Here is a 26,479-nt window from a genome sequence, read left to right as displayed (position 1 = left end):
GTTTAAGCCTAGACTTAGCTCAAGTTTATAAGCCCCGTTTATAAGCCCCGTTTAGTCGTTGTGTTTACTAGCGCTGCTTGAACAACGGACTGCTTAAACATCGTGCTGCTTAACCCTCGCTCTATTTCAACGTGGCTTTACCGTGAAAAATAAGAGACACACCCCGGCACATCCTCCTGGGTATGCTATGCAAAGGGTATCCCTATGTTAAATTTAGACCCCATGATAATTACGGCGATCATGTTTCTCTCCATGATCGTCCTAATGGCAATAGGTGCTCCGCTAGCGTGGGCATTGATGATATCGGGCATGGGAAGTGCCTACATGATGTTTGGTCCTGGGGGCTTGGACTTCTTGTTATCATCGGCATATAGCACCATGGATAACTTTCTCCTGGTGGCCCTCCCGCTCTTCATCTTTATGGGATTGGTACTGGAACGCTCCGGCATTACAGATGATCTCTTCGAAATGATGCATAAGCTAATGGGGAGCCTTCCAGGCGGACTTGGGATTGGCACCATTCTTATTTGCGCCCTTATCGCTGCCATGGCGGGTGTTTCAGGGGCTGCTACCGTCAGCTTAGGGATCATTGCATTGCCAGCAATGCTTAAGCGCGGTTATCACAAGCGGCTTGTCACCGGTACTATCATGGCAGGTGGCGCACTAGGCTTTTTGATCCCACCCAGTATCTTAATGATTGTCTATGCGTTTCTTGCTCGCGAATCCGTAGGAAAGCTATTTGCTGCGGGCTTAGTACCTGGCCTAATGCTGGCCGGTATTTACATGGCGTATATATTGATACGCTGCCGCATAAATCCTGCCTTAGGCCCCGCAGCGCCAGTAGAAGAACGTTTTAGCGCCAAAGAAAAGCTGATCTCTTTACGCCATGTTATTGCTCCTGGCCTTTTGGTCACCGCCGTACTGGGCTGCATCATCGGAGGGGTCACCTCACCTTCTGAAGCTTCAGCAGTGGGGGCAGGCGGTGCAATGCTTATTGCGGCGCTAAGGGGCCGGCTTAATTGGAGCCTTCTACGTTACGCAATGCTCAGCACGACCAAAATAACGGGTATGTTGCTTTGGATTGCCATTGCAGCGGTGTTCTTTAGCCGTATTTATATGGGCTTGGGCGCAGGTATGATCGTCAGTGATTTTATCGATGACTTCGCGCTGTCACCCTATACCGTCATCATCATCATGCTGGTTAGCTTTTTTGCGCTTGGCATGTTTCTGGATGACTTTGCGATCCTGTTCATCACGATTCCGCTTTATGTGCCGATCGTACGTGACTTAGGGTTCGATACTACCTGGTTTGCGGTGCTGTTCATTATAAGTATGCAATCCGCTTATCTGACACCACCCTTTGGGTATAACCTGTTCTATATGCGATCAGTCGCACCAAAGTCTATTACTATTGTCGATATCTATCGTTCGGCGCTGCCTTATGTTGCTCTGCAAATAATTGGTTTAGCTCTTATCGTACTATTTCCAAGTATTGCGCTGTGGCTACCCAACCTACTGTTCTAAACAAACGTATCAAACGGCTATAGACAGAAACTCAACCCAAAAGGCCCTAATCATTAGGGCCTTTTCTTTTATTCTTTCTTCGATCCCTTCTTTTGCCTTGCCTTATGCCACGCCTTGTTGACGCATCACCTGTGTAATAATAGGCACAGGGGACATCAAGTGTTCGTGCATCAACGACACTGCTTTATCTTTCCGACGCTCAAGCGTGGCGTCTACTAAAGCGGCATGCTCTTGGCGTTTTGCTTCAAGGGCCTGAGCAGAAAACACGGTTTCCTTAAGCCACAAAAAGCGGTAGCGCTGAACTTTATCAAATAGCCCAGCGCGCACTTTCATCAAATGAGGGGAGTTGCAGCCAGCTACCATGGCAGTGTGAAAATCACTATGCCGTCTGTCCCAAATATCTAACAGCCCTTCTGACGAGCTCATTTCTGTCAGCTTTGCTAATTGATAAGACTTTGCCAGAATATTGGCTTCCCAGGCATCATCGCCACGCTCTATCGCAAGCCCCAACATCATGGCTTCGACCTGCGCACGGGCATCATAAATATCTTTAAGCTCAGCGAGCGACATGGGTGCCACACGATAGCCACGCTGGCTAATGGCCACCACTAAATGCTCAGCAACAAGCTGGGAAAGTGCTTCTCGCAGAGGACCAATACCCAGTTCATAGCGCGCTTTAAGAACACTCATACGCAATTTTTCGTCAGGCTGAAAAATGCCTTTAATAATGTCTATCTTAAGTAGCTTATAGGCACGAATACCCAAGTTTTCCTTGGCATCTGCCGTTTCGTCTGGGAAGAATGATGAATTCATGAGTATGCATTTCGCAAAGTGGGTAAAAATCATAGCACAATTTGTAACACCTGTTTGAATGTGCTCAACCCCGCGCACTCAATAACTCAGTGCAATAAGAAATAAAAAAGCCGATGCAGACTAGCTGCACCGGCTTCTATCATCATATGTAAGGACTTAAATCAGGGCTTAAATAACCCACAAGCATCAGACGCTACGCCGTAAGCTCTTCCAGCAACGCTTCAACAATCGCCAAGCCTTCTTCAAGTATCGAGTCTTCAATAGTGACCGGCATTAAGAAGCGGATTGTATTACCGTAAAGCCCACACGAAAGCAGGATAAGACCCTTCTCGCGTGCGCGCTTACACATTGCTGCGGCCAGTTCTGCATCCGGTTCTTGGCCAGCTGAAACAATATCCAATGCCGCCATAGAGCCTAAATGACGTACATTTTCTACACACGCAAAACGTTGCTGCCACTGAGTAAAACGCTGCCCCAGCACTTCTCCTAAGGCCTGGCTTTTCTCAAGAATTTTTTCCTCTTCCAGCACTTCAAGCACGGCTAAAACAGCAGCGCAAGAAACGGGGCTGCCCGAATAGGTGCCACCCAAAGAGTTAGGGCCTGATGCATCCATATGCTCAGCCGTACCTACCAGCGCGGAGATTGGCATGCCCCCCGCCATGCTTTTGGCCATGGTAATGATATCCGGCTGAACGCCACTATGTTCAATAGCAAACAATTTGCCGGTGCGGCCAAAACCTGACTGAACCTCATCGACAATCATCAGCATGCCGTGCTCGTCGCAAATTTCACGCACCGCTTTAAGGAAGCTGGCCGGTGCAGGATAGAACCCACCTTCACCCAACACAGGCTCAATGACGATAGCGGCGGTGTCCTTCGGATTGGCATCGGTCTTAAGGGTCATTTTAAGGCCGCGAAGAGCGTCTTCTTCACTCACCCCATGGAAAGGAACCGGATAAGGCGCACGGAACACATTGCCAGGCATGCTGCCGAAGTCAGCCGAGTAAGGCGCCACTTTTCCGTTCATGGCCATGGTCATAAACGTACGGCCATGGTAGCCACCATCAAAGCAGATGACGTTATTCTTACCTGTGGCGGCACGGGCCACCTTCACAGCGTTCTCTAGCGCTTCAGCCCCAGAGTTGACGAGCATGACTTTGGCATGACCGCGCACAGGGGTAAGCTGACTGAGCTTCTCAGCCACTTTAACGTAGCCTTCGTAGGGAATGACGGTCTGGCACGTGTGCATCACTCGACCTAACTGCTCACGAACAGCCTCGACTACCTTCGGGTGACAATGGCCAATATTAAGCACGCCAATACCGCCCGCGAAATCAATAATACGGTTACCATCCGCATCCCAGATAATCGCGTTCTCAGCACGGTCAGCGAATTGGGTTGCGGGGCTGGCGGCACCATTAGCGACATATTTTTGTTTAAGCTCATTCAGCTGTGCATTGCTCATTTTCATTTACTGCTTTCCTTATTAAATTAGTGAAAATCGCTTACAGGCCGCCAACACAGACGTATTTCAACTCGGTAAATTCATCAAGGCCATGACGTGAGCCTTCACGGCCCAGCCCGGACTCTTTCACCCCACCAAAGGGCGCTAGCTCGGTAGACAGAATTCCTTCGTTAACCGCCACCATGCCGTACTCCAGCCCTTCCATGACGTGCCAAATCCTGCGGTAGTCACGTGCATAAAAGTAGGCTGCTAGCCCGAACTCAGTCGCATTCGCCATGGCAATGGCTTCGTCATCCGTCTCGAAACGGAACACAGGCGCTAAGGGGCCAAACGTCTCTTCACGGGCAACCCGCATGTTGTCGGTCACATCAGCAATAATCGTTGGCTCGAAGAACGTGCCGCCCAACGTGTGAGGCTTGCCACCACAGACCAACCGCCCACCCTTTTCCATCGCATCAGCAATGTGGGACTCGACCTTTTCAACTGCGGCCTGATTGATCAACGGGCCTTGCATAACGCCTTCATCCAGCCCATTGCCCACGTTCAGTTGCGCCACGCGCTTAGCCAGCTTTTCGACAAAAACGTCGTAAACGCCACTCTGAACCAAGAAGCGGTTCGTACAGACGCAGGTCTGGCCAGAATTGCGATACTTGGAGGCAACAGCACCCTCAACGGCGGCGTCTAGGTCGGCGTCATCAAACACGATGAAAGGTGCGTTACCACCTAACTCCAACGATACTTTTTTGACCGTACCTGCACATTGAGCGAGCAGCTTTTTACCAACAGGTGTGGAGCCTGTGAAAGAGAACTTACGCACGCGGGGATCGGTGGTTAGCACCTCCCCTATCGGTGCAGGCTGGCTGGCAGTGACCACATTGATCACCCCAGCGGGCAAGCCAGCGAGCTCAGCCAAGCGCGCCACTGCCAACGCCGTTAGAGGCGTTGCTTCTGCAGGTTTGATCACCACCGTACAGCCTGCTGCTAAAGCGGGGGCGCACTTACGAGTGATCATAGCCAGCGGGAAGTTCCAGGGCGTAACAGCGGCCACAACGCCAATGGGTTCGCGAAACACCAGAATGCGTTTATCGACACCATGACCCGGCAAGGTTTCACCTGCCATGCGCTTGGACTCTTCGGCATAAAATTCGACAAATGATGCGCCATAGGCCACTTCACCCCGGGATTCTGCCAGCGGCTTGCCCTGCTCCAACGTCATTAGCCGAGCCAAGTCTTCTTGGTGCGCCATGATGGCATCGAACCAGGCGCGCAACAGCGTCGCACGCTCTTTCGCTGTACGCTTTTTCCAGCCAGGTCCTGCTGCCTCCGCTGCGGCAACCGCTGCTCGTGCACCATCCGCATCCAGGTCTGGAACTTCTGCTAATAGCTCACCATTTGCAGGGTTAGTGACCGCAAAGCGCTTTTCAGCACCGCACCACTCTCCGCCAATAAATGCGTCAGGTATCAAAATATCGGGTAACTTACTCATCTTGTTTTCCTTTTTGCCATGACATTAGAGCTTGCTCTCGAACGCTGGCCGCGCCTCCCACGAACTCACTACAACGCCATTGCCTGTACTTCCGAAAGCACTACCGAGCCAGCTTTTTCATTTTTCAGATAGGCAGTATCAAACGTAATGACCAACAAAAATATCTACATTTAAAAAAAACGTCAAAATATATTTTTAACATATACATAAAAAAGTGCAGAGATATTTGATGACATCGAAAATGATGACTAGGCTGCTAACAGGATTTGTACAAAAAGCGAATCACCTCAGACAGCTTTGGTATAAATTCTTGTCAACGAAGATGGATCAAAATCGGCATCTTGAAACTGTCGTTCTTGAAAACATGTTGTTCTTGAAAACATAAGGAGTGTGACGCTATGTCCAGCCCGGAGCATAAGCAGAAAATCTGGAAGATGATCAAGGATATTAAAGTAGGTATGTTGGTGACGTTGGATAACGAGGTTCCACGAGCGCGCCCCATGCACCTAGTGCAAGACGAGTATGATGGCAAGCTGTGGTTCTTCACACGACGCAGCGCCGAAAAGGTATTTGAAACAGAAAGCGATCACGACGTTTGCCTTAGTTTCTCCGACCAGGAAGATGGCGTTTATGTATCGCTTTCAGGTAAAGCCAACCTGACCGATAACCGCGAGCTGATTGAGCGCTACTGGAACCCCTTTATTGCCGCTTGGTTTCCAGAAGGTAAAGACGACCCTGACGTAGCACTGCTAGAAATTGACGTGCAAATGGGCGAGCACTGGAAAGCAAAAGAGAGCAAAGCCTTCCAGCTCTATGAAATCGCGAAAGCCAATCTGAAAAAAGATGCCACCCCCAACATGGGCGAAAATGAAAAATTCGGCGGCTAACGTCACCTTAAAGCGCCCTACCCACTGGGCGCTTTTTAGTCTGGTAACACTGATGCTGATAGGCAGCGGAACGTGGGCCGATGATGACTCCCGCGCCGACAGTACTAATAGCGACAGTACCAACAGTGACAGTGCTAACAGCGAGTGTGGCCTGACTGATCAGCAACAGGAAATGCTAACGCGGGTGAACGAGGCACGAAACAACGCCCGTCAATGTGGTGATCAATCATTTCCAGCAGCCAGCCCGTTAACCTGGAGCTGTAAACTGGAGGCCGCTGCCGCCATGCACGCCAACGATATGGCCAAAAACGACTACGTTAGCCATTCAGATCCTGACGGCGCAGGGGTTGAGCAACGCGTCAATCAACAAGAGTACGCATGGCAAGCGGTGGGTGAAAATATTGCCGCTGGGCATACATCTGTCGCTGCCGTGGTTAACGGTTGGTTAGAGAGCCCCAGCCATTGCAGCAATATGATGAACGACACCTTCACCGAGATGGGCATGGCAAAAGCCGACAATGCTGACTCGCGGTATACCACCTTTTGGGCACAGGTGCTGGGACACCCCCGCTAACCCTTCTTAAAACTCACCGTAGTTGACCGCTGAAATTGCGTTCTTAGGCGAACCATCTACCAGCTTGGTGCTGTAGGTCAAATACACAAAGGTTTCAGTTTCGACATCGTGCATACGCACCACGCGCATGTTTTTGAAAAGTGCGGATCGACGTTGGTTAAAAACAACCTCTTGCTCGTCTACCTCGTCAGGGTCGAAGACGATCTCTCCCGTTTGCCGACACGCCACGCTCGCCTCGCTAGCTTCCTCAGCAAGCCCTACCGCACCTGAAATCCCGCCCACTTGGGAGTAGGAAAGATAGCAGGAAATCCCTTGTACTTTCGGGTCGTCAAAGCGCTCCACTTCAATCGTACTGTTCGGTCCGATCAACCTAAACTCTGTACGCACGCTGCCAATATGGGCATCCTGCGCCAGAAGCGAAGTAGTCAGCATTAACGTAGACATCATCACAAGCGACGTAATGGCAACCGGTGTTGAGAAACGCATAGCAATGTCCTTAGCAGGTGCAGCAGAAACGGCAAGCCAAGAGCATACCTGATACGACGACCAGCTGTGCTACTTCGAGCCGGAATTCAGGGCTGAAATTACGTTTTGGCGTTCTAGCCATGCTGCCATCTATTTGTTTATTGGTGCATATTAGCACCTGTAATTAGACGGCCAAATTCACTATGCCACTACACAGCTCTGATTAAAGTGTCAAAGCGGATAGCGCGTGTTATTACACCAAATTGGTGAAATATTGATGCTGGTGAAAGGAGTATTTTTATATGCCGCTCTGGGAATAACCAGAAAATGCAAACTACTTTTTAAACCTATAGCAGCAGGATGATCTATATATTTCCCCTAACCGAATTCTATCCGGTTGCGACCATGCATTTTTGCTTGATACAAAGCTTTGTCTGCACGTGCATAAAGATGCTTAAAAGTAGCTTCGTTTTTACATGCTATCGCTACTCCTAGACTCATTGTAACTGAGGTAGCAACGCCTAATTGTTTTTGTGTTAGATCACTCGTTTTTTTACGCAGCCGTTCTGCTAGCTGCATGGCGCCATCAACATCTGTATCTGGTAATAGTATACAGAACTCTTCACCTCCAATCCGAGCTAACACATCTATTTTGCGAGCTTCATCTTTTAGCACTCCCGCAACTACCTGAAGTATTAGATCACCGGCAGGATGACCAAATGTGTCATTTATATACTTGAAGTTGTCAATATCAATAAGAATCAAGCCCAAAGGACTACCAGAGCGCTGGCTATGTTTACAACAATGTTCTGCAAAGCTCAGCAAATAGCGACGATTGCCTAATTTTGTTAGCTCATCAAACTGACTGAGGCGCTTAACTTTTTGGTGTTCGCGTTTAAGTCTAAATAATGAAATCAGAAGTCCTAGTATCAGTATCAGGGTCATAAAAGCCAGCACCGATATGGTGCGCCCCAGTCGCTCCATGACAATGCGCTGCTTGGCTGCTTCTGAGTGCACCATTCCTTCAAAGGTACTGTAAACCTGAGCCAAGTCGTTTTCGATCACTTGGCCTTGATACAGAAACTTTTCGATTGAGTCACCTAAGATAATTCCATCGAGCTGCTGTCGCATCTCAGACAGACGCTCCTTAATATCCTGTAACCTTGCCAGAGAGGCATGATAATCTGATTCGGAAAGCAGATTAGTCTGCAGACTAAAACTTATTCCATCAATATGTTGCGGTATCCGCCACAGAAGATTCTCCAGGCGACTAAATACTTCAGGATCTCCAGGATGATCGCGTAAATCCTCTAAAGCGTTTCGAAACATAACGGCATGCGTCTGAGAACGTACAATCACTGCTACAAGCGAAGTATAATTAGACCCCATTTGCTGACGAACATGTAAACCATATAACGCTATGGCAATGGCACAAGTACCCGTTATCAGAATAAAAGCTAACCCCAGCTTCCAGCCTATTGACTTTATAGCCCGCAACTTCATTGGACGATGATATCTCGAATTGACCAGACCCAATGGGTCATGTCGGCTGTTCCTGCTTGAACAGACGGCGGATGCAGACTCTGAGTGCAACACACTCATTGGATGGTTGATGGGCTTTCATGGTACTTGGCCATCAGCTCGCTCATCACTTCTATCGGACATTTAAATCCAAAGCGTTTTCGAGGTCGCATATTCAGCTCAAAGGCAATGGCGTCCAGCTCTTCCTGGCTATGTACTGAAAGGTCCGTTCCTTTCGGTAAATATTGACGGATAAGGCCATTGATATTCTCATTGGCCCCACGTTGCCAGGGGCTATGGGGATCGCAAAAGTAAATCGCAACGCCGGTTTCTTGAGTGATTTTTGCATGTTGTGCCATTTCACGCCCCTGATCATAGGTCATGCTTTTTCGAGCGGTGGTCGGCATTCGATTCAGAGCAGCACTAAAGCCTGCTACGGCGGAGGTGGCGGTGGCGTCGTCCATTTTTGCGAGGATCAGATAGCCACTACTAAGCTCTACCAAGGTGCCTACCGCGGACGCGTTATTCTTACCTTTGATCAGATCGCCTTCCCAGTGGCCGGGCATTTCACGCTTACTGACCTCGGGCGGACGTAAGTGAATGCTGACCATGTCAGGGATCTGGCCACGTCGATCCACTTCGCCACGGCGAGGCTTGCGTGTGGTTTTACCTTGTCGCAAGCAGTGAATCAGTTCCTTGCGAAGGTGGCCAACAGGCAAGGCATAAATGGCCGTGTAGATGGTCTCTCGGCAGACGTAGGCATCGCGCAAATCAGGTAGTTTCATCGTCTTGAGCTTGCCGCTAATTTGTTCGGGAGACAAGCGTCGCCGCAACATATGCACGATGAGATCAAACCGCTCGGTGCCTGGCAAAAGCTTACGCGCAGGACGACAGACCTCTCGACGCTTTTCTCGCTGACGTTGGGCGTACCGGGCGCAGTAACCGTTCTGGGCCATTTGGTTACGGCGTATTTCACGAGAGATGGTTGAAGGAGCTCGCCCCAGGAGCTGGGCAATATGCCGAAGGCTCATCCCTTGGGCTTGACCCACTTGGATGCTGGCACGTTCTTCAATACTGAGTTCGAGGTAAGACATGGGACAACACCTTAGCGAAATGCTCAGGTGTTGCACTCAGTTTCTGCGGCCAAGGACTCTGCCTCAGCCGGGACAATCAACAACGTGGGTCCAAAGTCAGTCAGCGTTAGAGGTTCTCCATCGAGGCGGGTAACGAGAAGATAATCCCGTTTGAGACGATCTTCTGAATTTATAAAAACGCTGTAATCGTCATGAGCGATGAAACGAAGCGTTGCCGCTTCATCAATATTTTGAGCAGAGAGCAGATCTTTCAGCCATACGCCTGCAAAACTTCCATACAAACCTTTGAAATGCTGAAAATTTGTAGCATAAAGTGGCAAGGTTTCGATGTCAGCACGGCTAATATAACGGCGTCCTTCCTGAGTATCCACCATCAATATAGGAGCCTCATCTTGTGAAGAAGCAAAAGTGCCTGGAACGGGCTTAACTTCAGCTGCCAGTAAAATAGTAGCAAAGAAAACCAGCGAAACTGAGTGTAACCACCATATGTATTTTCGTAAGCCAAACGACGGGATATTATTCATTATTTTTATAACTCATTGGAAAAAAAGGTTTCTATAAAAGTTACTTACTGACCAAATTATATCCAGCGTATCTTGTATCAAACGATAATGTACTGTCTCTCAAGGTAGGTCAAAGTTTGTATCAAATGTTTATGTGCCCTTTGGAAATAGTGCTGAACTTAATGCTCAAGCACCTTTTCTGTGGTTGTAGATCATGGACAGCCGTAAAGGAGGCGGCACTTCATTGAGCTTGTCACTGCCTCCCCCTTTCCTGAAGTGCTTCTTATCCTCTCTATGTTTATATGCCGTTTTCTGAAGCCATTTATCTTTCTGAAAATATCCCCAGAAGAGACCTCGCGGAGGCAGGCTGGAAGTTGGTGACAAGACAGGGAACAGCCATGACGCCTACCCAACAATCTGACGACACAGTCCGCGCAGCTGATCCAGCCAAGGAGGAAGCACTCAGCTGGGCTGCGTCATGATCGGTGAAACTCTCCAAGGCCCGCCTCGTTCAGATGTTCTACGGTTATCGTTTCTGCCTTCCCATCCGCGCCCATGGTGAATTCGACCTGCGAAACCGAGCCCTCTGGTTGGTTCTCTGTCACCGGGAAGGCGACAAAGCGGTCGCCGTCCCAGTGGATCAACCGCAGGCGCTGTGGTGCGGGGCCAACCTCGAGCACCAAGCCGTCAGCGGTCTCACGTACCTCAGCCGCCCCGAAATAGGCATTGTCATAGATCCCAGTATAAGCTTCGGCAGGCCGGGCTTCGGTGGGCTCAGCCGGAGGTGTCACGCCCAACAGATCCCCGACCGGGGCCGAGAGCGGTGCGATGCGCGGCCCGTAGGCCGCTAGCCAGTCGCGTTGTTCCACACCAAACTCTGCGCGATCAAGAAAGCTGGCAGTCAATGCCTCGGGGAGGCCGGTGGGGCTGGCATTGGTCAGCACGATGATCCCAAGCCCTAGGTCCGGCAGCATCGAATAGGAGGTCGCCGCACCAAAGGCGAAGGCGCCCGAATGGCTCAGCACAACGCGTCCGGTGGGGCGCACGCCGACACCAAAGCCGTAGCCATAGGTGCCAGCCCGATCAGCCGCTTCACTGGGATGGCCGCTGATGGCATGCGGCGAAAGCGCAGGCACGAGAGCTTCGGGTGCAATCAGCTGCTGCCCTTCAAAACGCCCGGTGGAGAGCACCAGTTTCATCCATTTCGCCATGTCTCGCGCGCTGGAACTAACCCCGCCCGCCGGACTTTGCGCATCGGGCTGGCGCAGATCTGCCACTCTGAAGCCGTTGGCATCCGGCACATGGCTTGCCGCGCGATTATCGCGCGCCATGTAATCCGAGTGGCGCGAACTGGTCACCTCCATGCCGAGCGGACCATAGAGCGCCTCTTCCGAGAGCGTTGACCAGTCCTTGCCGGTTGCGGTGGCTACCGCCTCGGCCGCAGCGGTCAGGCCGAAGTTCGTATAGGCGTAATCGGCCCTGAACTGCCCCATGGGCAGCTGCGCCAGCCGCTCCAGCACCGCGCGACGGTCATAGCCTATATCCTCGAGATCATCACCAGCGTGATCCGGCAGACCAGAGCGGTGCGCATAGAGATCCCCGATGGTGACATGATTGCTGACCCACGGATCGCCCAGGTCGAACCATGGCAAGTGGTTGCGAACCGGATCGTCCCAACTGACGATCCCATCCGTGACCTGTGTGGCCACCACTGTGGCTCCGACAGATTTGGACAACGAAGCGAGCATAAAGACTGTATCCGCATCAACCTGTTCCTCCGCGCCCTCCGCCCGCAGCCCCCAGCCGCGCATCAGCAGTGTCTCTTCCCCATGCACCACGGCAACGGCGAGGCCTGGTACTCCGGTCCGCTCCAACATATCCTGCACCAGCTCATCCAGCGAGGCGACTGCTTCGTCGATCCGCGTCTGCGGCACCGGCAACAGGTTCACCCGTGCAGGAGAGATCGCAGGGTCCGGCAAGGCAATGGTCGGCAGCGTCCCCGCATGGAGCGGGGCATTGAGTGCAAGCAACGCTGCGGCAGCGCTTAGAATGCCCAAGGCCGACCTCAGAAGGGGGCGTGCGGCTTTCGGTGCGGTCATATCAGGGTCTCCTGTGGGATGGATAGCGCGACGGGCGAGGCGATGCCTCCTGCCGGATTAGAATGGCATTGCCAGCTGGAAAATTAGCTTGCCCCCCTTGTCTTCCACTATGTCAGAACGGGTCCAGGGAAGCGCACCGATAACCTGGAAATTCAGCTGTTCCTCTAACGTTCCACCAAGGCCTACTCCATAGGAGCCAAGATACATGTGTCCGGTGACGTCGTCGGACCAGGCTGCGCCGTAATCCACGAAGGCCGAGGTTGAAAGCGTGGGCAGGAATGCTAGCCCGATATCGATCTCGTGGCTTAACTGGGCCGAGGCCGCTGCACCTTTGTCGCCAGAGATAGTGCCGCTATCGAAGGCTCTGCCATAAGTCTCGCCGCCAATACCGAACTGAACAGCGCCCGGCAGGGGCCTGCCAGCGTATTGGCCGCGAGCCAGCAATGTCATTGTCGTCGTCTCGCTGAAAGCCTGTGTGTAGTCCAGTTCGGCGGTAACAAAGTGGAAATCATCCGGCACCGCGCCCATATCAATATCCGAGTTCGTGCCGAGATTCACCGCTCCTTCGAGGTTGATCTCGGATGTCTCAAAGCTCTGACTATATTGCAGTGAGTTCGTCACCCAGCGGATCCGGCTACGGGCAGCGGCCGAGCCAAGAACGTCGACGTCATCGTTACGCACCGTCAGTTCAGCCTGCCCCCAGAGCGAGCGGTCCAGCGTCCTCAGAAACGGGTAGGACATAAACGCCGTGCCCATGGCGGATGTCACATCGATGTCCGGCGCGCCGGCTCCCCCGTCGGGGTGTTGGCGCAGGTAAACAAAACTGTAGCCCGCGTTAAGGCCGTTCGATCCGAGCGGATAGCTTTGCATCATTTGAAGCAAGGTCATCCGGTCAAGGTGTTGCGGTGTGATGACACCGGTCAAATTGGTGGTCTCGAACTGGTTCAGGACATCGTTAAAGGTCACCACACCGGCCATTTGTAATGGGCCAACGGTGTCGGATCCCAGATTGTCGAGTCCGATCATTCCTGAGCTTCGATATTGTCCGATCTCCAGGCGCAGCACCCCGCCGCCCGTCGCGCCTTCGGGGCGCACAAAAGTCCCTTCAATCGAAAGTCCGGCAAGATCACTCATCAACAACAGTTCACGCTCGGCCGCCTTTACCCGAATAGGATGCATGTCGAGAATACGTTGCAGGTAGGGTGCCAACCGTGTCTCGATGCCAGGAATATGACTGTTGATCTCGATGCGGTCGACATAGCCTTCAAATACCTGCAGCCGGATCTGTCCGTCAGAAAAATCCTGCACCGGCACCACTGTCTTGGAAAAATAGCCCGCAGCGAGATAGGCCGCGTCAACAGCATCTGCCATGCGGTAAAGATCAGCCAGCGTAATTTCGGCACCGATTCGGCCCTGCCAGATCGGCGTCAACGTCGACAAAGGTAGGGTCCGCGCCCCATCAATGCGCACCGAAGCCAGGCGAATACGGATGCTTTTGGCGCGCTCTAAGTCGATCCTGTCGCGCTCGTCCTGCACGCCGATGGCGACACGGCCGACCTGAGGCGGCGGTTCGTAGCGCTGTAGGATAACAGTTTGCCCAGATAGGATGCGGTTGACGTCTGGCAAGCCCTGCGACAATGCTGGGCTCGCGTAACAGGCACAAAGCAGAGCGGCAACACCCAAGCGGAGAGCTGAGGAACGGCTGTGCTGGAACAGCAATGTCAGCGCGCTCACTCTGCTGAGGCCGTCGATGTCATAGAAAACGGATGCCCGAGGGCAACGGATAGCGCTTCAAACACGCGACTAGCGGGCGAGCTGCATGCAAGGTCGTCGGGGTTGTCCGGTAGCACGTCCTCATCCCCGCAATTCCCCGAAGGGATGTCGCTGTTGGCCTGTACGACTACCGTTGTATCCGTCGTCGTGTCGTAGAACACCGTCGTGTTGTAACCGGGCAGCTCACCTGTGTGGCCGACCCAGCCGTCAACGCACCCCATAGCGATGCCGTAGCCCGCCGGCTCTGGGAAGGACCGCAGACGCTCCTGCTGCGCCTCAGCGCCCAGCAGGCCCTTGCCTGTGCCGAGGGAGCGTCCATACACCAGCAGGTCGTCGAGGGTCGAGATCATTCCACCCGCTGTCCATCCCCAGGACGGATCCCAGTGTGTCGCGTTTGAGGGTGCAGCCGGCGTTGCAGCATCGCCTTGCAGGGTAAATCCCTGCGGATAAGGTTCTGGCATGAGGGCAGCACCGTCAGGGCCGGTGGTCTCTGTCAGGCCCAGCGGGTCCAGGATCATCGAAGTAAAGACAGTGTCTATATCTTGCCCGGTCACCTGTTCGATCACGAGGCCCAGCAGCACAGTATTGGTGTTCGAATAATTGAACTTCTCCCCTGGTGCAAAGATCGGCGAGCCGGGGAAGGCAAAATCAAGCAGGTCTTGCGGAGTATAGTGCAAGCTAGGATCTGAGAAAAAAAGATCAAGGAAGGGATCCGCCTGAGTATAGCTCAGCAAGCCGCTGGTCATGCTGGCTAGATGGCGCAGAGTGATGATATCGCCGTTGGGAACGCCAGGCACATACTGGTCGATCGTATCGTCGAGCGATAGCTTGCCAGCCTCGGCCAACTGCATCAGGGCGGTGCCGGTGAAGGTCTTGGTGACCGATCCGATCCGTGTGTGCATGCCGACTTCCATCGCAGCATCGGTTTCGGGGTCCGCGCCCCCCCAAGCACCGCTCCAGCGGCCCTCGGGTGTGACAACGCCCGCAATAACCCCAGGCGCAGCGGCCCCGTCTAACGCCCTGCGCGCGGCAGCGTCGAGGGCGCGGGACAGGGCCTCAGGCAGCGGCGTGTCGGGTAGCGTGATGGCCGCGCGAGCCGTCACTGCAGCCGGGTCGGCCACGCAGAGCTGCTGCGACTGATCCTGAGCCTGCGAGGTAACGGGGGCAGCGAGGGCTAAAGCCACGGTGCAAACCGAGAGGCCGGGCCGGAACCAGCGGGCTGTTCTGTGTTGGAACCGGATGACTGTCATGTGCCTGCCCCTCTTCTGTTGTGCGCATTTTTGCTTATATTTTCTCGAAGGCGAAGATAGCTCATTTCTGATTGCAAACAAATAAGTGTAAAGTTCAATTAGGGTTCAATATTGGTATAATTCGCGCTTTACTAAGCCATTTACTTAACTGCTGCCGCCATTCACGCGCAATGGCTTCCGGCAATAAGTCTTGAGGCCCCATAAAACATGACTTCGGAAGATATCGAGGTAAACCTATGCGAAGGCATCCTACAGTGCGGTGAAGTACAGATACGCCTACGCCCCAAGACACTGTCCGTACTGGTGGCACTGATAGAGCAGCAAGGAGAAGTGGTCAGCACGACTGATTTGCGGCGCATGATATGGGGCAACGGCCCTGGTAACGAGGCGGGACCCAAACAGTGCATCCGCGAATTACGCCAGATGCTGGATAACAACGCCCAAGACATCAGGCTAATCGAGACAGTGGGCCGCCGGGGCTACCGGCTAACGCGTCCGATCCCGCTGATCGGCGATGCGTCTGAAGATCTCGTGGCGGCATCGACAGTGTTCTGCATCGGACGGGACAAGGAGCTGGAAACCCTAAGTGAAAGGGCCGCCGCCGCCAGGCATGGTCGACGGGCGATGGCTTTGATTTCGGGCGAAGCAGGAGCCGGAAAAACACGCCTTCTGGAAGCATTTGAGGCTAGTTTACCCCAGCGCACGCCACTGTGGATTGCTCGGGGTCAGGCCATCGCTCACCCTGGCGCACGCGAACCCTACGGGCTGCTGATGGATGTATTGACGCAACTCATGGTCGGACCTGAGGAGGCCACGCTGGCGCGGCTTCTGCCACTCGTCGCTCCCTCTTGGGTCAAGCAACACTCCCCCGGGCGTCGCTTGGAGGCCGAAGCGTTGGATCGTACTCGCCACAACTCAATGCTGCGGGAATTCTCGGCGCTGATGGAACGACTGACCCGTAGCCGTCCTGGAGTTCTGGTGCTAGAGGATCTGCACTGGGCAGACCCTAGTACGCTCGCCTGGCTAGCCGCTTGGGGGCTGCAACGCACACCGGCGCGATTACTGGTTCTGGGCAGCTATCGCGATGACGAACTAGACCGCGCCGGGACGCTTGCGACCACGCTGGGTCAACTAAGTCGGCAGCCAGACTGCAGGTTGATCACCCTTGACGGTCTAGATGAGTCTGCAGTGTCTGGATACCTTGCAGAACGGTTCAAGGACAACTCCTTTCCTCCTGGTTTGGCGCAGGCCCTCGCCCACCGAACCGAGGGCCATGCCATGCTCATTGATGCGGCGACAGACGTTTGGCAGGCGCAAGGCCTTGTGCGGCGTGACGAGGCCGGCTGGCGGCTTTCATCCACACCCGAGGCGCTGGTCGCAGCCATCGCCCCAAGTGTCCGTACCCTGATCGAAACCGAACGCACCAGCCGCCTGCTGGCTGAGGAACGCAGCTTGCTTGAAACCGCCAGCGTGGCGGGACCGACCTTTTCCGCCATCGATCTAGCCGACAACCGCGACGGGGTGGAAGCGGCGGAGCGGCAGCTAGAGCACCTCGCGCGGAACCGACGATTCATCACCCGCGCGGGCCTCAGCCATCGGCCCGACGGAACAGTGGCCACGCGCTATGCTTTCCGGCACGCGCTACATCACGAAGCGCTCTACGATGGGCTGCCGGCAGCGAACAGGCAAGGCACGCACAGAAGGGTCGGTCTCCGACTAGAGATCAGCCACGGTCACGCAGCGGGCGAGATCGCCCCCGTGTTGGCTGATCACTTTGAACGCGGCGCCGACTGGCCGCGCGCCGCACACTATCGTGTGCTATCGGGGCGGCGTGCACAGGCTCGCGGCGCCTCCATAGATGCCGTAGAGCAGTTCCGCCGTGCGCGGGATCTCCTAACTCGAGGCAGCGGGATTGGCACGACGAAGCCCGAGGTCGATCGCGCTACCGAACTCGATGCCCTGCTCGGGCTCGGGGCGGCACTCATCGTCTCGGATGGGTTTACTGCGCAAGAACTTCGGGAGGTCTACCGCCGCGCGGGTCAACTAGCTGCCGAGGTCGGCGATCCCGCCACAACGATCCCGGTTCTTGCAGGGCTCTGGAACGATCACCTGACGCGTGCTGAACTGACCCGTGCCGAAGATCTCGCGCTAGGGCTGCAGTCACTCGCGGGGCAGGCACCGGCCCATATGGCGATGGTAGCCCATAATGCCGTCGGGCAGACCCGGTTTTTCACCGGCGACCTACAGGCCTGTACCACGGAAATCGCCGCCGTGCTGGAGATCGCACCGCGACATGCCGAGCAGGACGGTAATGTACTTTTCGGTGAGGACCCCGAAGTTGTTTGTCGACAGTACGCGGCTTGTGTCGCCGAATTAACCGGCACCTCGGCAGAGGCAGAGCGGCACCTCGCCGCTGGCAGTGCGCGCGCTGACCGATTGGGCGCCGCCTTCGGGCGCGCCCAAATGCTATGGTGCGGGGCGGTCTGCTCACGTCTACGTAGCGATATTGAACTAACCCGTGACCGGGCAGAAGCGTTAGTCGCTCTGTGCCGGACTGAGGCGGTGCCCGTTTGGGGCGACGCAGGCGAGATGCTGGCAGGCTGGGCGCAGGCAATGTCCGGAGACACAACCGGGGCCTCGCGGATTGCGACGGGTCTCTCGGCCTTCAGTGCGATGGGCGTCAGGATCACGCTACCCTTCTGCCACGGACTCGCCGCAGAGGTTGCGGGAAACATGGGCGATCCAGTCGCTGGGATGCACGCCTTGCGTCAGGCTTTCGCGATCGTCCGGGCGAGTGGCGAGCGCTGGTACCTCGCCGAGCTTCACCGACTACGTGCTGGGCTGGCCCAAGAGGCAGGCCGCCTCGACATCGCCCGCCAGGCGCTCGCACGTGCCGAAGCCGTGGCACGGGCACAGGGGAGGGTCGAACTGACCATGTGAAAACGGCGGTACGAAAGTTGGCCGCCCTAGCGGCAGGATGAGCCGACTTTTAAAGGCGGTAAGGTTGTATTCAATATCAGGTGGTAATCGTACTAAGTTGGGTAAAGATTCGCTAACATCCAAAAGAAATACCAACGGGAAACGGCGATGCGGATGCTGCTGGTTGAAGACCACCCTACCCTGGCCGAAGCGGTGGCCCATGCCTTGGGCGATGCCGGTTTTGCCGTTGATACGGCCCGCAACGCATCCAGCGCACTCGCGATGCACCAAGCGGCTACCTATGATCTGGTGCTGCTGGATCTTGGCCTGCCGGATGGCGATGGCCTGACGCTGCTGCCACGTCTTAGCGCCAATGGCCAAACACCCGTGATTGTCATGACGGCCCGGGACCTGCTCTCTGACAGGCTGGCCGGGCTTGACGGTGGAGCCGACGATTACCTTGTCAAACCCGTGGAAATGCCCGAGCTTATTGCCCGGTGCCGGGCTATATTACGGCGGCCAGGCAAACGCTCCCAGACAATACTCAGCTACGGCTCGCTGGCGTTTGATACGGCTTCCCGAATGATCAGTGTCAACAACACCCCCTTGCCTCTCAGCCAGCGTGAAATAGGGGTTCTGGAACAGTTGATGCGAGCCCAAGGGAGAGTTCTATCACGGGAGGCACTGGAAGCTTCGATTTACTGTTTTGATGATGACATTGGTCCCAACGCCCTTGAAGCCTCCCTCTCACGCCTGCGGCGAGCGCTCAAACCCACGAAGTGCGGGCTGACGATCATCACCATTCGCGGTGTGGGCTGGATGCTGGTGGAAGATACCTCCTCATGAGCCCCAGACCGCCTACACTGGCCAGGAACCTGACCTACCGTCTGGTCTGGATACTGCTGGTCACCATCGTGATGAACGTCATCGTGGTGGGGACGTATTACAGTGCCGATCAACCGTCACTGGAACGGGAGGCCATCGAAAAACAGCTTTCCCTGCTGCAGGAGGCCATGGAAAGTACCGACCCAAACCTCCATGCACAGGCAACCGCGTTATACCGCTCTTATCCACATAGTTATGGCTTTGCCTTGCTGGATGCCCAAGGCCGCCTGCTGGATGCCGAGAACACCGCGCTGATACCGCCAGAGGCGCTGGAAACAGACCTGTTTACCCAGCACTGGCAGACCCGCCTAACAACAGCGGACGGGGAGGTCATTTTAATGTCAACGGCGATTCAGCGCCCTGAAGGAAAGGTCAGGCTGGTCTTTGTCATGCACGATGATCCTGGCCACCTTGTCCGACGCGCCCTGGCCCGTGAGTTTCTGACTCATATCTGGATTCCCATTCTTCCGGTGGCCGTCATCATGCTCGCGGCCAACCACTTCATGATCCGTCGCGGCCTGAGCCCTGTCACGCATGCCGCCAACTGGGCGCGAACCATCCAGCCCGGCCAACCTGCACCGCCGCTCAAAGATACCGCGCTTCCCGCTGAAATTGACGACCTAGTTCACTCCACTCAGCGCACCCTGAAACGCCTGAACATGGCCCTTGTGGCCGAACAGCGCCGAGGTGCAGAAATCGCCCACGCCCTGAGAACACCCATTGCCGTGTTGACGGCACGTCTAGCCGCCCTTCCCGACGGTGAAACCCACACCAAACTGCGCGCCGATCTGGCCGCACTTTCCCGCACCGTCCACCAGGTGCTGGCTAGTTCTAAGGCCGATTCGCTCGATATTTCCTCGCTCTCCCGCAGCGACCTGAACAAAATTGCCAGAGATGTCATAGCGACCCTGGCTCCCTTTGCCTATCAGAACGGCGTCTCGCTCTCCTTACACCCATCTTCAGAGCCTGCCATCGTCAAGGCCGCTCCCGAGGGCGTCGAGCTCGCGCTAACCAATCTGGTGGAAAATGCAGTGCTGCACTCAAACAGCCAGCGGGTGGATATACGGGTAAGCCCTGAAGGTACGCTGAGTGTGCGTGATTTCGGCGACGGTATTGCCACCGATGCCCTTGCCCATCTGTTTGACGCCTTCTGGCGAGGGGAAAATGCCTTCCCCGGCGGTAGCGGCCTGGGGCTTGCCATTGTTCAACGCCTGCAGCTGGCCCAGAAAGGCGCTATCAAGGTATCCAACCATCCCGCAAGGGGTGCTGAATTCATTCTGATCTATCGTAATAAAAACTATCGAAATAAAAATAACGTTTAAATAAACGCACCTTCGTCAGGTTCCCGTCAGGTTGTCGACGTAATCTGCAAGGGCAATAAAGGATTTGCCCGCAACCAGGTTTGGAGGTGCGCAATGAAAAATATCAGACAAGTAAATTTACGCAATACCAACGAGTGGCTCTCTGGCGATATTGATATACGGGTGCCCAAAAAATGGCTTGCCATTGGTGCGGCCATTCTTGTCACCCTGATTCTGATTGCTCTGAACTGATGGAGGAAATACCCATGAAAGCATTGACCATTGCACTCCTCGCACTTCTTTCAGCACCTGCTTTGATGGCGAGCCAGATCACCCCCATCGGCGACGCGCAAAAAGGCAATATGGTGACCTTATCAGGCACTGTTGAGCGCATTTCGGATACCGACGAGTTCCGGTTGCAGGATGCGACAGGCAGCATCAATATTTACGTTGGGCCAAACTGGGTGCCCACTCAGGTAGGCGAAGCCATCCAGGTGACCGGTTTTGTGGATGATGGCTTTGGCCCCAGGGAAGTCTATGCCCGCCAGCTCATCCACGCGGACGGCAGTGTGGTTCAGTTTGAGCACCAGTATGAGTGACTGCTCCCCGCCCTGAGTCGCTACGCGACCACGGGCGAGGCTTCTCACGTCTTAGGCCGATGCAGGTGCGTTACCGGTCTTACACAGGCCTCAATGGGCAGAAGCCGACAGTCCTTTGGCCTTTAATTTTAAGATGCCTTGCTGGCAAATATTGATCGCGGCGTTTACGTCACGGTCAATATCCTTTGTGTCGCAACTAGGGCAGTCCCAGGTGCGGATACTGTGGGGCATTGACTCAACCTTGTGACCACAGCAGGAGCAGGTTTTGGAGCTGGCAAACCACTGGTCGATTTTTACCAGATGTTTGCACTGCTCCTTCGCCTTGTACGCCAGTTTTTCGCTCAGGCTACCAACTGGCATCAGCAAGTGGAGGATCCGCAAGGAGGCCTGCAGCTAAGGAAGCAGTGGCTACTTGGTATCAATATAAAGACTCGAGCATTTTAGAACGCATTGAAAAAGGTATCTAAAATTCATGCTGATTTAGTCGAAGGATATCGTCGCGATTTTGGCAAGTATGCAGGCAAAGTCGATGCAACGCTGATTGAATCTGTGTTCAACAACATTACGTCACAGCTGTCTCAAGTTGCCGATGCGTCCGTTAAGCGCTTTAAGTTTAAATATGTGCATGAGCGTAAATCACGTTATAGCGATTTTGAGACTGCCATCCACTGGTTAACATGTTGCCGACTAGCCTTGGCGAACTACCCCTTTGAAGGACAGCCAAGATCACCTCTGGCGGCCTACAAAAAAGAGAATATGGTGAAACTATTTCTGTTTGATGTTGGGCTGCTCAACCACATGCTGGGTAGCAGTTACAAAGAGCTCAAACAACAAAACTATGAGTACAAAGGGTATGTGGCAGAAAATTTTGTGCAACAAGAGCTCACGGCCATTGGCGTTGATCCAAGCTATTCGTGGAATGACGCACGCGCCGAAATTGAATTTATTTTAGCAATGGACGAGGGGGGCATTGTCCCAGTCGAAGTCAAAAGTGGGAAACGCACGCGAGCCAAATCACTGGCGTCCTACATCGAAAAATGCTCACCAAGCAAAACATTTAAGTTAACGGGCACACAGGGTCCCTCAGCCCTAGAGCCAACCAATATTGTGATGCCCCTGTACTATACCCAGTTTTTACCGCAAAGGATCTGGGCTGGAGAATGGCAGCTAGCCCCCAGGAAACTCCAATAAAGATATTGCCCTGAAAGCATTCCTTTTAAACGTGACGGGTAGATCGATATTCTTCCTAGCCGCTGCGCTTCCAAATATACCCCCAGCTCATCCAGTTCAGCGTATTCGTCGCTTGTGAATCTGGCATGTCTTTGAGTAGTGGCGCGCCCCGCGATAGGCCTTCCATCCATGGATAGCGTCTCACCCCAGGTCACAAGGGACCGATGGTTCGCAGTATGACGGCCAAATCACTGGGTAGCCTGGTGAACGCTGGGATGTTTACAACTTCATCCGTTAACGCCACCAATACGCTAGGTGATGTGATCGCCAGCGATTCAAACACGGAGCGAATATCACTTCCACCACCGCCTTGGCGCTGCCAGTGCGCCAGCTCATGGAGCTGACCTTCATGCAGCATGCTACGCTGGATAATCTGGCTATCGAACTCGATGACGTCTACCGGCAGCCGATCGCAGGCCGCTAAAATACCGACAAGCTCGCTTAAAAAGTACGGTAACGCCCGCTGACAACTGCTGCTAGTTGGTAGTAGCTTTGAATTTTTCGGCGGCTTTAGCACACAAGCATTGACGCTTTAAGCTAGCAGCCACTGTCTTGCGGTTGATCGGTATTCCATCATCTTGCAGATCCGGGGCTAAGTTCTAACCCCATGCTATCTGGAGGGTAATAATTTTCGTGCTAGGTTTGGTTGAGTTTATCTGTCGAACGGTTAGTGCCATGGCGGTATACCGAGCATCTTCGAATGGGGGCATATACCATTCTGTATACCATTTAGCAGCGGGATTTGGAAGGAACAGCTAGGAACGATGAGGAGCTAAAGACTTTTTATTTCAGAGTATTGTACTCTTTTTAGGCCTTCTCAGGACTTCTCAATAACCCCAGTTGGCGTCCCTGGCAGGAGTCGAACCTGCGACCTGCCGCTTAGGAGGCGGCTGCTCTATCCTACTGAGCTACAGGGACTTATGGGGCGCATAGTATAGCGTGTTGGTGAGTGTCAGCCAACCGCGCAGTTAAATCCATCCTACAAGGCGCAGCACAAAGATACCCGTGGTGACGGTGACGCTGGCCATTAAGGTGGTTATCGCGATGATATTGGCGGCCAACGCTACATTGCCGTTAATTGCTTTTACCATCACAAAACTGGCGGCAGCGGTTGGGCTGGCGAAGAATAGAAATAACAACCCTAGCTGCTCTCCAGAGAACCCCACCGCCCATGCGGCTAGCGTGGCGAGCAGCGGCAGTACAATCATTTTCATGCTACTGGCGCTTAATGCTGTTTGACTGCCGCTACGCATGGTGGCAACCGAGAGCGTGGCGCCGACACAGATCAATGCCAGGGGTAACGTTAGCGAGGCGAAGTAATCACCTGAGGTAATCAGCCAACTGGGAAGTGGAATCGAGAATGCAGTGAATGGCAACGCAGCAACTACAGAAATAATCAGCGGGTTGGTGATGATATGCTTTAGCAGGCTGCGCCACTCTGTTGACTGGCCGGGCTGATAGGCCGCCAGAGCCACCACCGAAAGTGCGTTATACATCACAATAACCACACCAAGCAGCAGGCTACCGGCCGAAAGCCCGAAATTGCCGTACATCCCCGCCGCCAGCGCTAACCCAACGATGCCGCAGTTACCACGGAACGCGCCCTGCACATAAATACCGCGGTCGGCTTTGGGCACTCGATAGCTAGCCCATACCCAGCTGATAAAGAACTGGCCGAGGGTAGCGGCGGCAAAAAACAGCAGTAGAGGCAAATCCAACGCAACGCTTAGGTCGGCTTTTATCAAACTCAAAAAAATGAGGGTGGGAAGCGTTGCTTTGAAAACGAGAGCTGACGCCGTGGAGACAAACCCACTGTCGATCCACTGCAAACGCTTCAAGCCAATACCTACAAACACCATGGCGAAGACAGGTAACGTGACATCTAGCGTGCGGGAAAATAGCTCGAGTAAGTTCACGAAAGCCCTCTCAATCGAATAAGCAGACGCTTATATTCTACCGTCACCCGAGGTTTGTCGACTGACGGGAATGAATAAGAGACTCAACACAGAAGGCTAGCTCGGAATTGCGACGGCCACGTGTTATTCAAAGCATGCCGCTATTCAAATAACGACAGTGGGTCTAATGCCCTTGTCAGTTTGACTACTACACTGTCACGCCCCTTCCCTTTGGCATCGTAACTGGCGGAGTCCGCCCGGGAAAGCGCAGCGTCTACGTTAGTGTCGGTCTCATCGAAGCTGGTCACACCAATGCTCAGCGTCACTGAGTACTCTTTGCCCTCGTGAACAACCGATACTTCACTCACTGCTTGGCGTAACGATTCAGCGATACGTTGCGCTTGGCCTAACGTACAGCTGGGCAGCAACACGCCGAACTCATCGCCACCTTGACGCGCCACGTGGTCGCTGCGGCGAACTTCCCACGCCACTACCTGAGCGATACGGCGCAGCATTTCGTCCCCTAACGCATGCCCACCTTCATCGTTAATGGGTTTGAAATGGTCAAGATCGAACATTAATAGCGCTGACGGCGTACTGGTTTTTTGGAAGTCGGCAAAGGCTTCTTCAAGACGACGCTCAAAACCACGGCGGTTGAGCAGCCCAGTTAATGGATCATGCTCTGCTTCCCAGCGTTGAAGCGCTTCTTGCTCACGGCGCTCGGTAATATCTTTCACCACGCCAACCAAGCCAAGCGAGTTACCGCCTTGGGAAAGCATCACCACACGGGCGTGAACATCCAGCCATAGCATCTCTTTGTCACTGCGAATAAAGCGCAGCTGACGCATGTAATCATTGCCGGTTTTTAAGCTATGCATCCACATGTCTTTCGCGCCGGAGCGATCATCTATATGGATCTGCTCAAGCCAGGCTTCCATAGGCATATCAGACTCAATACCCAAGATGTCTAGTAGCGCGGGATTCATGTAGGTAATGTTGCCGCCAAAGTCAGCCACAAACATTCCTTGGGGCGAGGCATTAAGCACCGAGTCCAAAAATGCTTCACGCTCTTGAAGGTGCCCAACAAGCTGCTGACGTTCACCTTCAACACGATTAAATGTGCTGGCTACTTGTTCCAGCTCTTGCATATTAGTCGCAAGATCAACGTAAGAACGGCGGCCAAGCCCTACATCACCAATTTGTGCTTCCAGGCGACTGAGTGGCGTTAAAATACGCGCCAGCAACCACCATAAAACGGGCATCATTAATAACGCCGTAACACCCCAGATCCACCATAGCTTATGAATAAAACCAGAAAGCGGTTGCTGCGCTTGTTCGATGGGTAGATAAAGCCCTACTACCCAATTCGCCGGCCACACCTGTGCGTAGGACTGCAGACCAATTCGGCCATCAAGCAAAGTACCAACGCCATCGCCCTGCCAGCCATCTAGCGCCAGATCCAACAGAGGGATAGCCGTTGCATCAAAGGTATCATCGTTAATTAGCGTTCTATTCGGGTGGTATAACACTCTGCCAGTGGCAGTGGAAACCGCAGCGTAACCTTCACTACCCAATCGAATAGTTGCTAGGCGTTTGAATAACCCGCTGCTATCTAAACTAACCACACCGCCAATCATGCCTCCGAACCGGCCTTCACTGTCTAATCGCGGCACGCTCACTAACACCATCGGCATTTCGCTAGCTCGGCCAACAAAAGGCTCGCTGACATAAGGCCTGCGCGTACCTTTCAGCATTTTAAAATATTCAAGCTCCGCTGTATCAAGGCCCACGCGCCCCGCAACAGCTGGCCAATCTGACACTATTGTCCCATTGCTATCGCTAACAACAATGGCGTCAAACCATGCCAATAGCGCATCGTTTTTGCGCAGCTCATAGCCAAGCCATTCGGGATCATCAGACATTCCAAGGACGCTACTTAGCCGGTCTAATGCTTGGAAACGGTGGTCGATCTGTTGGGTAACTTCATCTGCTATCAGGTCAGCTTCGTAACGCATGTGGGCCATGTTGGTTTCTTGCACCATGATTTTACCCACCTGCCACGCCATCCCTAGCACCAAGCCGGCCATCAATAACAGCGCACACAAAAGCCCCAGCAGCAGCCGGCCTTTTAATGTGCTAAGAATCGGTTTACTCAGCATCGATTTCCTAAACATCGATCTTATGAACATCGGCGTT

Annotated in this window: 22 protein-coding genes, 1 tRNA gene and 1 pseudogene; 9 read left to right on the top strand and 15 right to left on the bottom strand. The window is 53.9% G+C overall.

The window, feature by feature from the left end:
- Positions 1-204: 204 nt before the first annotated feature.
- A complete protein-coding gene (locus L1X57_RS12240; protein WP_039868455.1) occupies positions 205-1,524 on the top strand; it encodes a TRAP transporter large permease in 1,320 nt (439 codons plus the stop codon).
- Between the two features lie 102 nt (positions 1,525-1,626).
- On the opposite strand, the gene csiR is transcribed toward L1X57_RS12240, so the two are convergent.
- The 3 genes from csiR to L1X57_RS12225 form a co-directional block, all read right to left on the bottom strand.
- Positions 1,627-2,337 carry a DNA-binding transcriptional regulator CsiR gene (gene csiR / locus L1X57_RS12235; RefSeq protein ID WP_143759686.1) on the bottom strand — a complete coding sequence of 237 codons (711 nt, stop codon included), beginning with the start codon at positions 2,335-2,337 and terminating at the stop codon, positions 1,627-1,629.
- Positions 2,338-2,530: 193 nt separating this feature from the next.
- Positions 2,531-3,802 (bottom strand): 4-aminobutyrate--2-oxoglutarate transaminase, encoded by a 1,272-nt coding sequence (gene gabT, locus L1X57_RS12230; RefSeq protein ID WP_039868559.1) that lies wholly within the window; start codon positions 3,800-3,802, stop codon positions 2,531-2,533.
- A 40-nt stretch (positions 3,803-3,842) separates the two neighbouring features.
- On the bottom strand, positions 3,843-5,288 hold the full coding sequence (locus tag L1X57_RS12225; RefSeq protein ID WP_009721865.1) for an NAD-dependent succinate-semialdehyde dehydrogenase: 1,446 nt from the start codon (positions 5,286-5,288) through the stop codon (positions 3,843-3,845).
- Positions 5,289-5,686: 398 nt separating this feature from the next.
- Between L1X57_RS12225 and L1X57_RS12220 the strand changes: the two genes are divergently transcribed.
- Both L1X57_RS12220 and L1X57_RS12215 read left to right on the top strand, forming a co-directional pair.
- A complete protein-coding gene (locus L1X57_RS12220) occupies positions 5,687-6,175 on the top strand; it encodes a pyridoxamine 5'-phosphate oxidase family protein (protein WP_009721863.1) in 489 nt (162 codons plus the stop codon).
- Positions 6,156-6,749 carry a CAP domain-containing protein gene (locus L1X57_RS12215; protein ID WP_009721862.1) on the top strand — a complete coding sequence of 198 codons (594 nt, stop codon included), beginning with the start codon at positions 6,156-6,158 and terminating at the stop codon, positions 6,747-6,749. Before L1X57_RS12220 ends, L1X57_RS12215 begins: the two co-directional genes overlap by 20 nt.
- A 6-nt stretch (positions 6,750-6,755) precedes the next feature.
- On the opposite strand, the gene L1X57_RS12210 is transcribed toward L1X57_RS12215, so the two are convergent.
- From L1X57_RS12210 to L1X57_RS12180, 7 genes are all read right to left on the bottom strand, one after another.
- The gene (locus tag L1X57_RS12210) at positions 6,756-7,235 is read right to left on the bottom strand and encodes a CreA family protein (protein ID WP_009721861.1); all 480 of its coding nucleotides are present in this window, start codon (positions 7,233-7,235) and stop codon (positions 6,756-6,758) included.
- Positions 7,236-7,592: 357 nt separating this feature from the next.
- On the bottom strand, positions 7,593-8,717 hold the full coding sequence (locus L1X57_RS12205; RefSeq protein ID WP_009721860.1) for a sensor domain-containing diguanylate cyclase: 1,125 nt from the start codon (positions 8,715-8,717) through the stop codon (positions 7,593-7,595).
- A gap of 95 nt (positions 8,718-8,812) precedes the next feature.
- Positions 8,813-9,829, bottom strand: coding sequence for an IS30 family transposase (locus tag L1X57_RS12200; RefSeq protein ID WP_234667734.1), 1,017 nt, complete (start codon positions 9,827-9,829; stop codon positions 8,813-8,815).
- 23 nt (positions 9,830-9,852) lie between these two features.
- Positions 9,853-10,353 carry a hypothetical protein gene (locus L1X57_RS12195; protein WP_234667744.1) on the bottom strand — a complete coding sequence of 167 codons (501 nt, stop codon included), beginning with the start codon at positions 10,351-10,353 and terminating at the stop codon, positions 9,853-9,855.
- 455 nt (positions 10,354-10,808) lie between these two features.
- Positions 10,809-12,431, bottom strand: coding sequence for a serine hydrolase (locus tag L1X57_RS12190; protein WP_009721858.1), 1,623 nt, complete (start codon positions 12,429-12,431; stop codon positions 10,809-10,811).
- A 57-nt stretch (positions 12,432-12,488) separates the two neighbouring features.
- The gene (locus L1X57_RS12185) at positions 12,489-14,165 is read right to left on the bottom strand and encodes a ShlB/FhaC/HecB family hemolysin secretion/activation protein (protein ID WP_009721857.1); all 1,677 of its coding nucleotides are present in this window, start codon (positions 14,163-14,165) and stop codon (positions 12,489-12,491) included.
- Positions 14,162-15,454, bottom strand: a complete 1,293-nt coding sequence (locus L1X57_RS12180) for a serine hydrolase domain-containing protein (protein ID WP_009721856.1) — start codon at positions 15,452-15,454, stop codon at positions 14,162-14,164. The genes L1X57_RS12185 and L1X57_RS12180 overlap by 4 nt, the downstream gene beginning before the upstream one ends.
- 207 nt (positions 15,455-15,661) lie before the next feature.
- Between L1X57_RS12180 and L1X57_RS12175 the strand changes: the two genes are divergently transcribed.
- The 5 genes from L1X57_RS12175 to L1X57_RS12155 all read left to right on the top strand — a co-directional run bounded on the left by L1X57_RS12175 (position 15,662) and on the right by L1X57_RS12155 (position 21,158).
- Complete coding sequence (locus L1X57_RS12175) at positions 15,662-18,394, top strand: AAA family ATPase (RefSeq protein WP_009721855.1); 2,733 nt, start codon at positions 15,662-15,664, stop codon at positions 18,392-18,394.
- A 147-nt stretch (positions 18,395-18,541) separates the two neighbouring features.
- The gene (locus L1X57_RS12170; RefSeq protein ID WP_009721854.1) at positions 18,542-19,219 is read left to right on the top strand and encodes a response regulator; all 678 of its coding nucleotides are present in this window, start codon (positions 18,542-18,544) and stop codon (positions 19,217-19,219) included.
- Entirely contained in the window at positions 19,216-20,580 is a 1,365-nt protein-coding gene (locus L1X57_RS12165) for a sensor histidine kinase (RefSeq protein WP_009721853.1), read from the top strand. Before L1X57_RS12170 ends, L1X57_RS12165 begins: the two co-directional genes overlap by 4 nt.
- A 93-nt stretch (positions 20,581-20,673) precedes the next feature.
- Positions 20,674-20,811, top strand: coding sequence for a hypothetical protein (locus L1X57_RS12160; RefSeq protein ID WP_009721852.1), 138 nt, complete (start codon positions 20,674-20,676; stop codon positions 20,809-20,811).
- A gap of 14 nt (positions 20,812-20,825) precedes the next feature.
- Positions 20,826-21,158 carry a hypothetical protein gene (locus L1X57_RS12155; protein ID WP_009721851.1) on the top strand — a complete coding sequence of 111 codons (333 nt, stop codon included), beginning with the start codon at positions 20,826-20,828 and terminating at the stop codon, positions 21,156-21,158.
- A 90-nt stretch (positions 21,159-21,248) separates the two neighbouring features.
- Here the strand turns inward: L1X57_RS12155 and L1X57_RS12150 are convergent, their stop codons facing one another.
- Complete coding sequence (locus L1X57_RS12150; RefSeq protein WP_234667742.1) at positions 21,249-21,518, bottom strand: transposase; 270 nt, start codon at positions 21,516-21,518, stop codon at positions 21,249-21,251.
- Positions 21,519-21,556: 38 nt separating this feature from the next.
- Between L1X57_RS12150 and L1X57_RS12145 the strand changes: the two are divergent.
- A pseudogene (locus L1X57_RS12145) lies at positions 21,557-22,349 on the top strand (DUF4143 domain-containing protein); the annotation flags it as partial.
- A 190-nt stretch (positions 22,350-22,539) separates the two neighbouring features.
- Here L1X57_RS12145 and L1X57_RS12140 read toward each other — a convergent pair.
- The 4 genes from L1X57_RS12140 to L1X57_RS12125 all read right to left on the bottom strand — a co-directional run bounded on the left by L1X57_RS12140 (position 22,540) and on the right by L1X57_RS12125 (position 26,442).
- Positions 22,540-22,905: a VWA-like domain-containing protein gene (locus L1X57_RS12140; protein WP_234667740.1), complete on the bottom strand. Its 366-nt coding sequence runs from the start codon at positions 22,903-22,905 to the stop codon at positions 22,540-22,542.
- Positions 22,906-23,229: 324 nt separating this feature from the next.
- Positions 23,230-23,306: transfer RNA gene (locus L1X57_RS12135), tRNA-Arg, on the bottom strand.
- A 50-nt stretch (positions 23,307-23,356) separates the two neighbouring features.
- Positions 23,357-24,304 (bottom strand): AEC family transporter, encoded by a 948-nt coding sequence (locus L1X57_RS12130; RefSeq protein WP_009721847.1) that lies wholly within the window; start codon positions 24,302-24,304, stop codon positions 23,357-23,359.
- Between the two features lie 140 nt (positions 24,305-24,444).
- The gene (locus L1X57_RS12125; RefSeq protein WP_009721846.1) at positions 24,445-26,442 is read right to left on the bottom strand and encodes a sensor domain-containing diguanylate cyclase; all 1,998 of its coding nucleotides are present in this window, start codon (positions 26,440-26,442) and stop codon (positions 24,445-24,447) included.
- Between the last annotated feature and the right edge of the window lie 37 nt (positions 26,443-26,479).

The organism is Halomonas sp. TD01, from assembly GCF_923868895.1.
Lineage (GTDB): Bacteria > Pseudomonadota > Gammaproteobacteria > Pseudomonadales > Halomonadaceae > Vreelandella.
The sequence above is the reverse complement of the archived record's forward strand: the minus strand, read 5'-3'. Positions and strand labels throughout refer to the sequence as shown.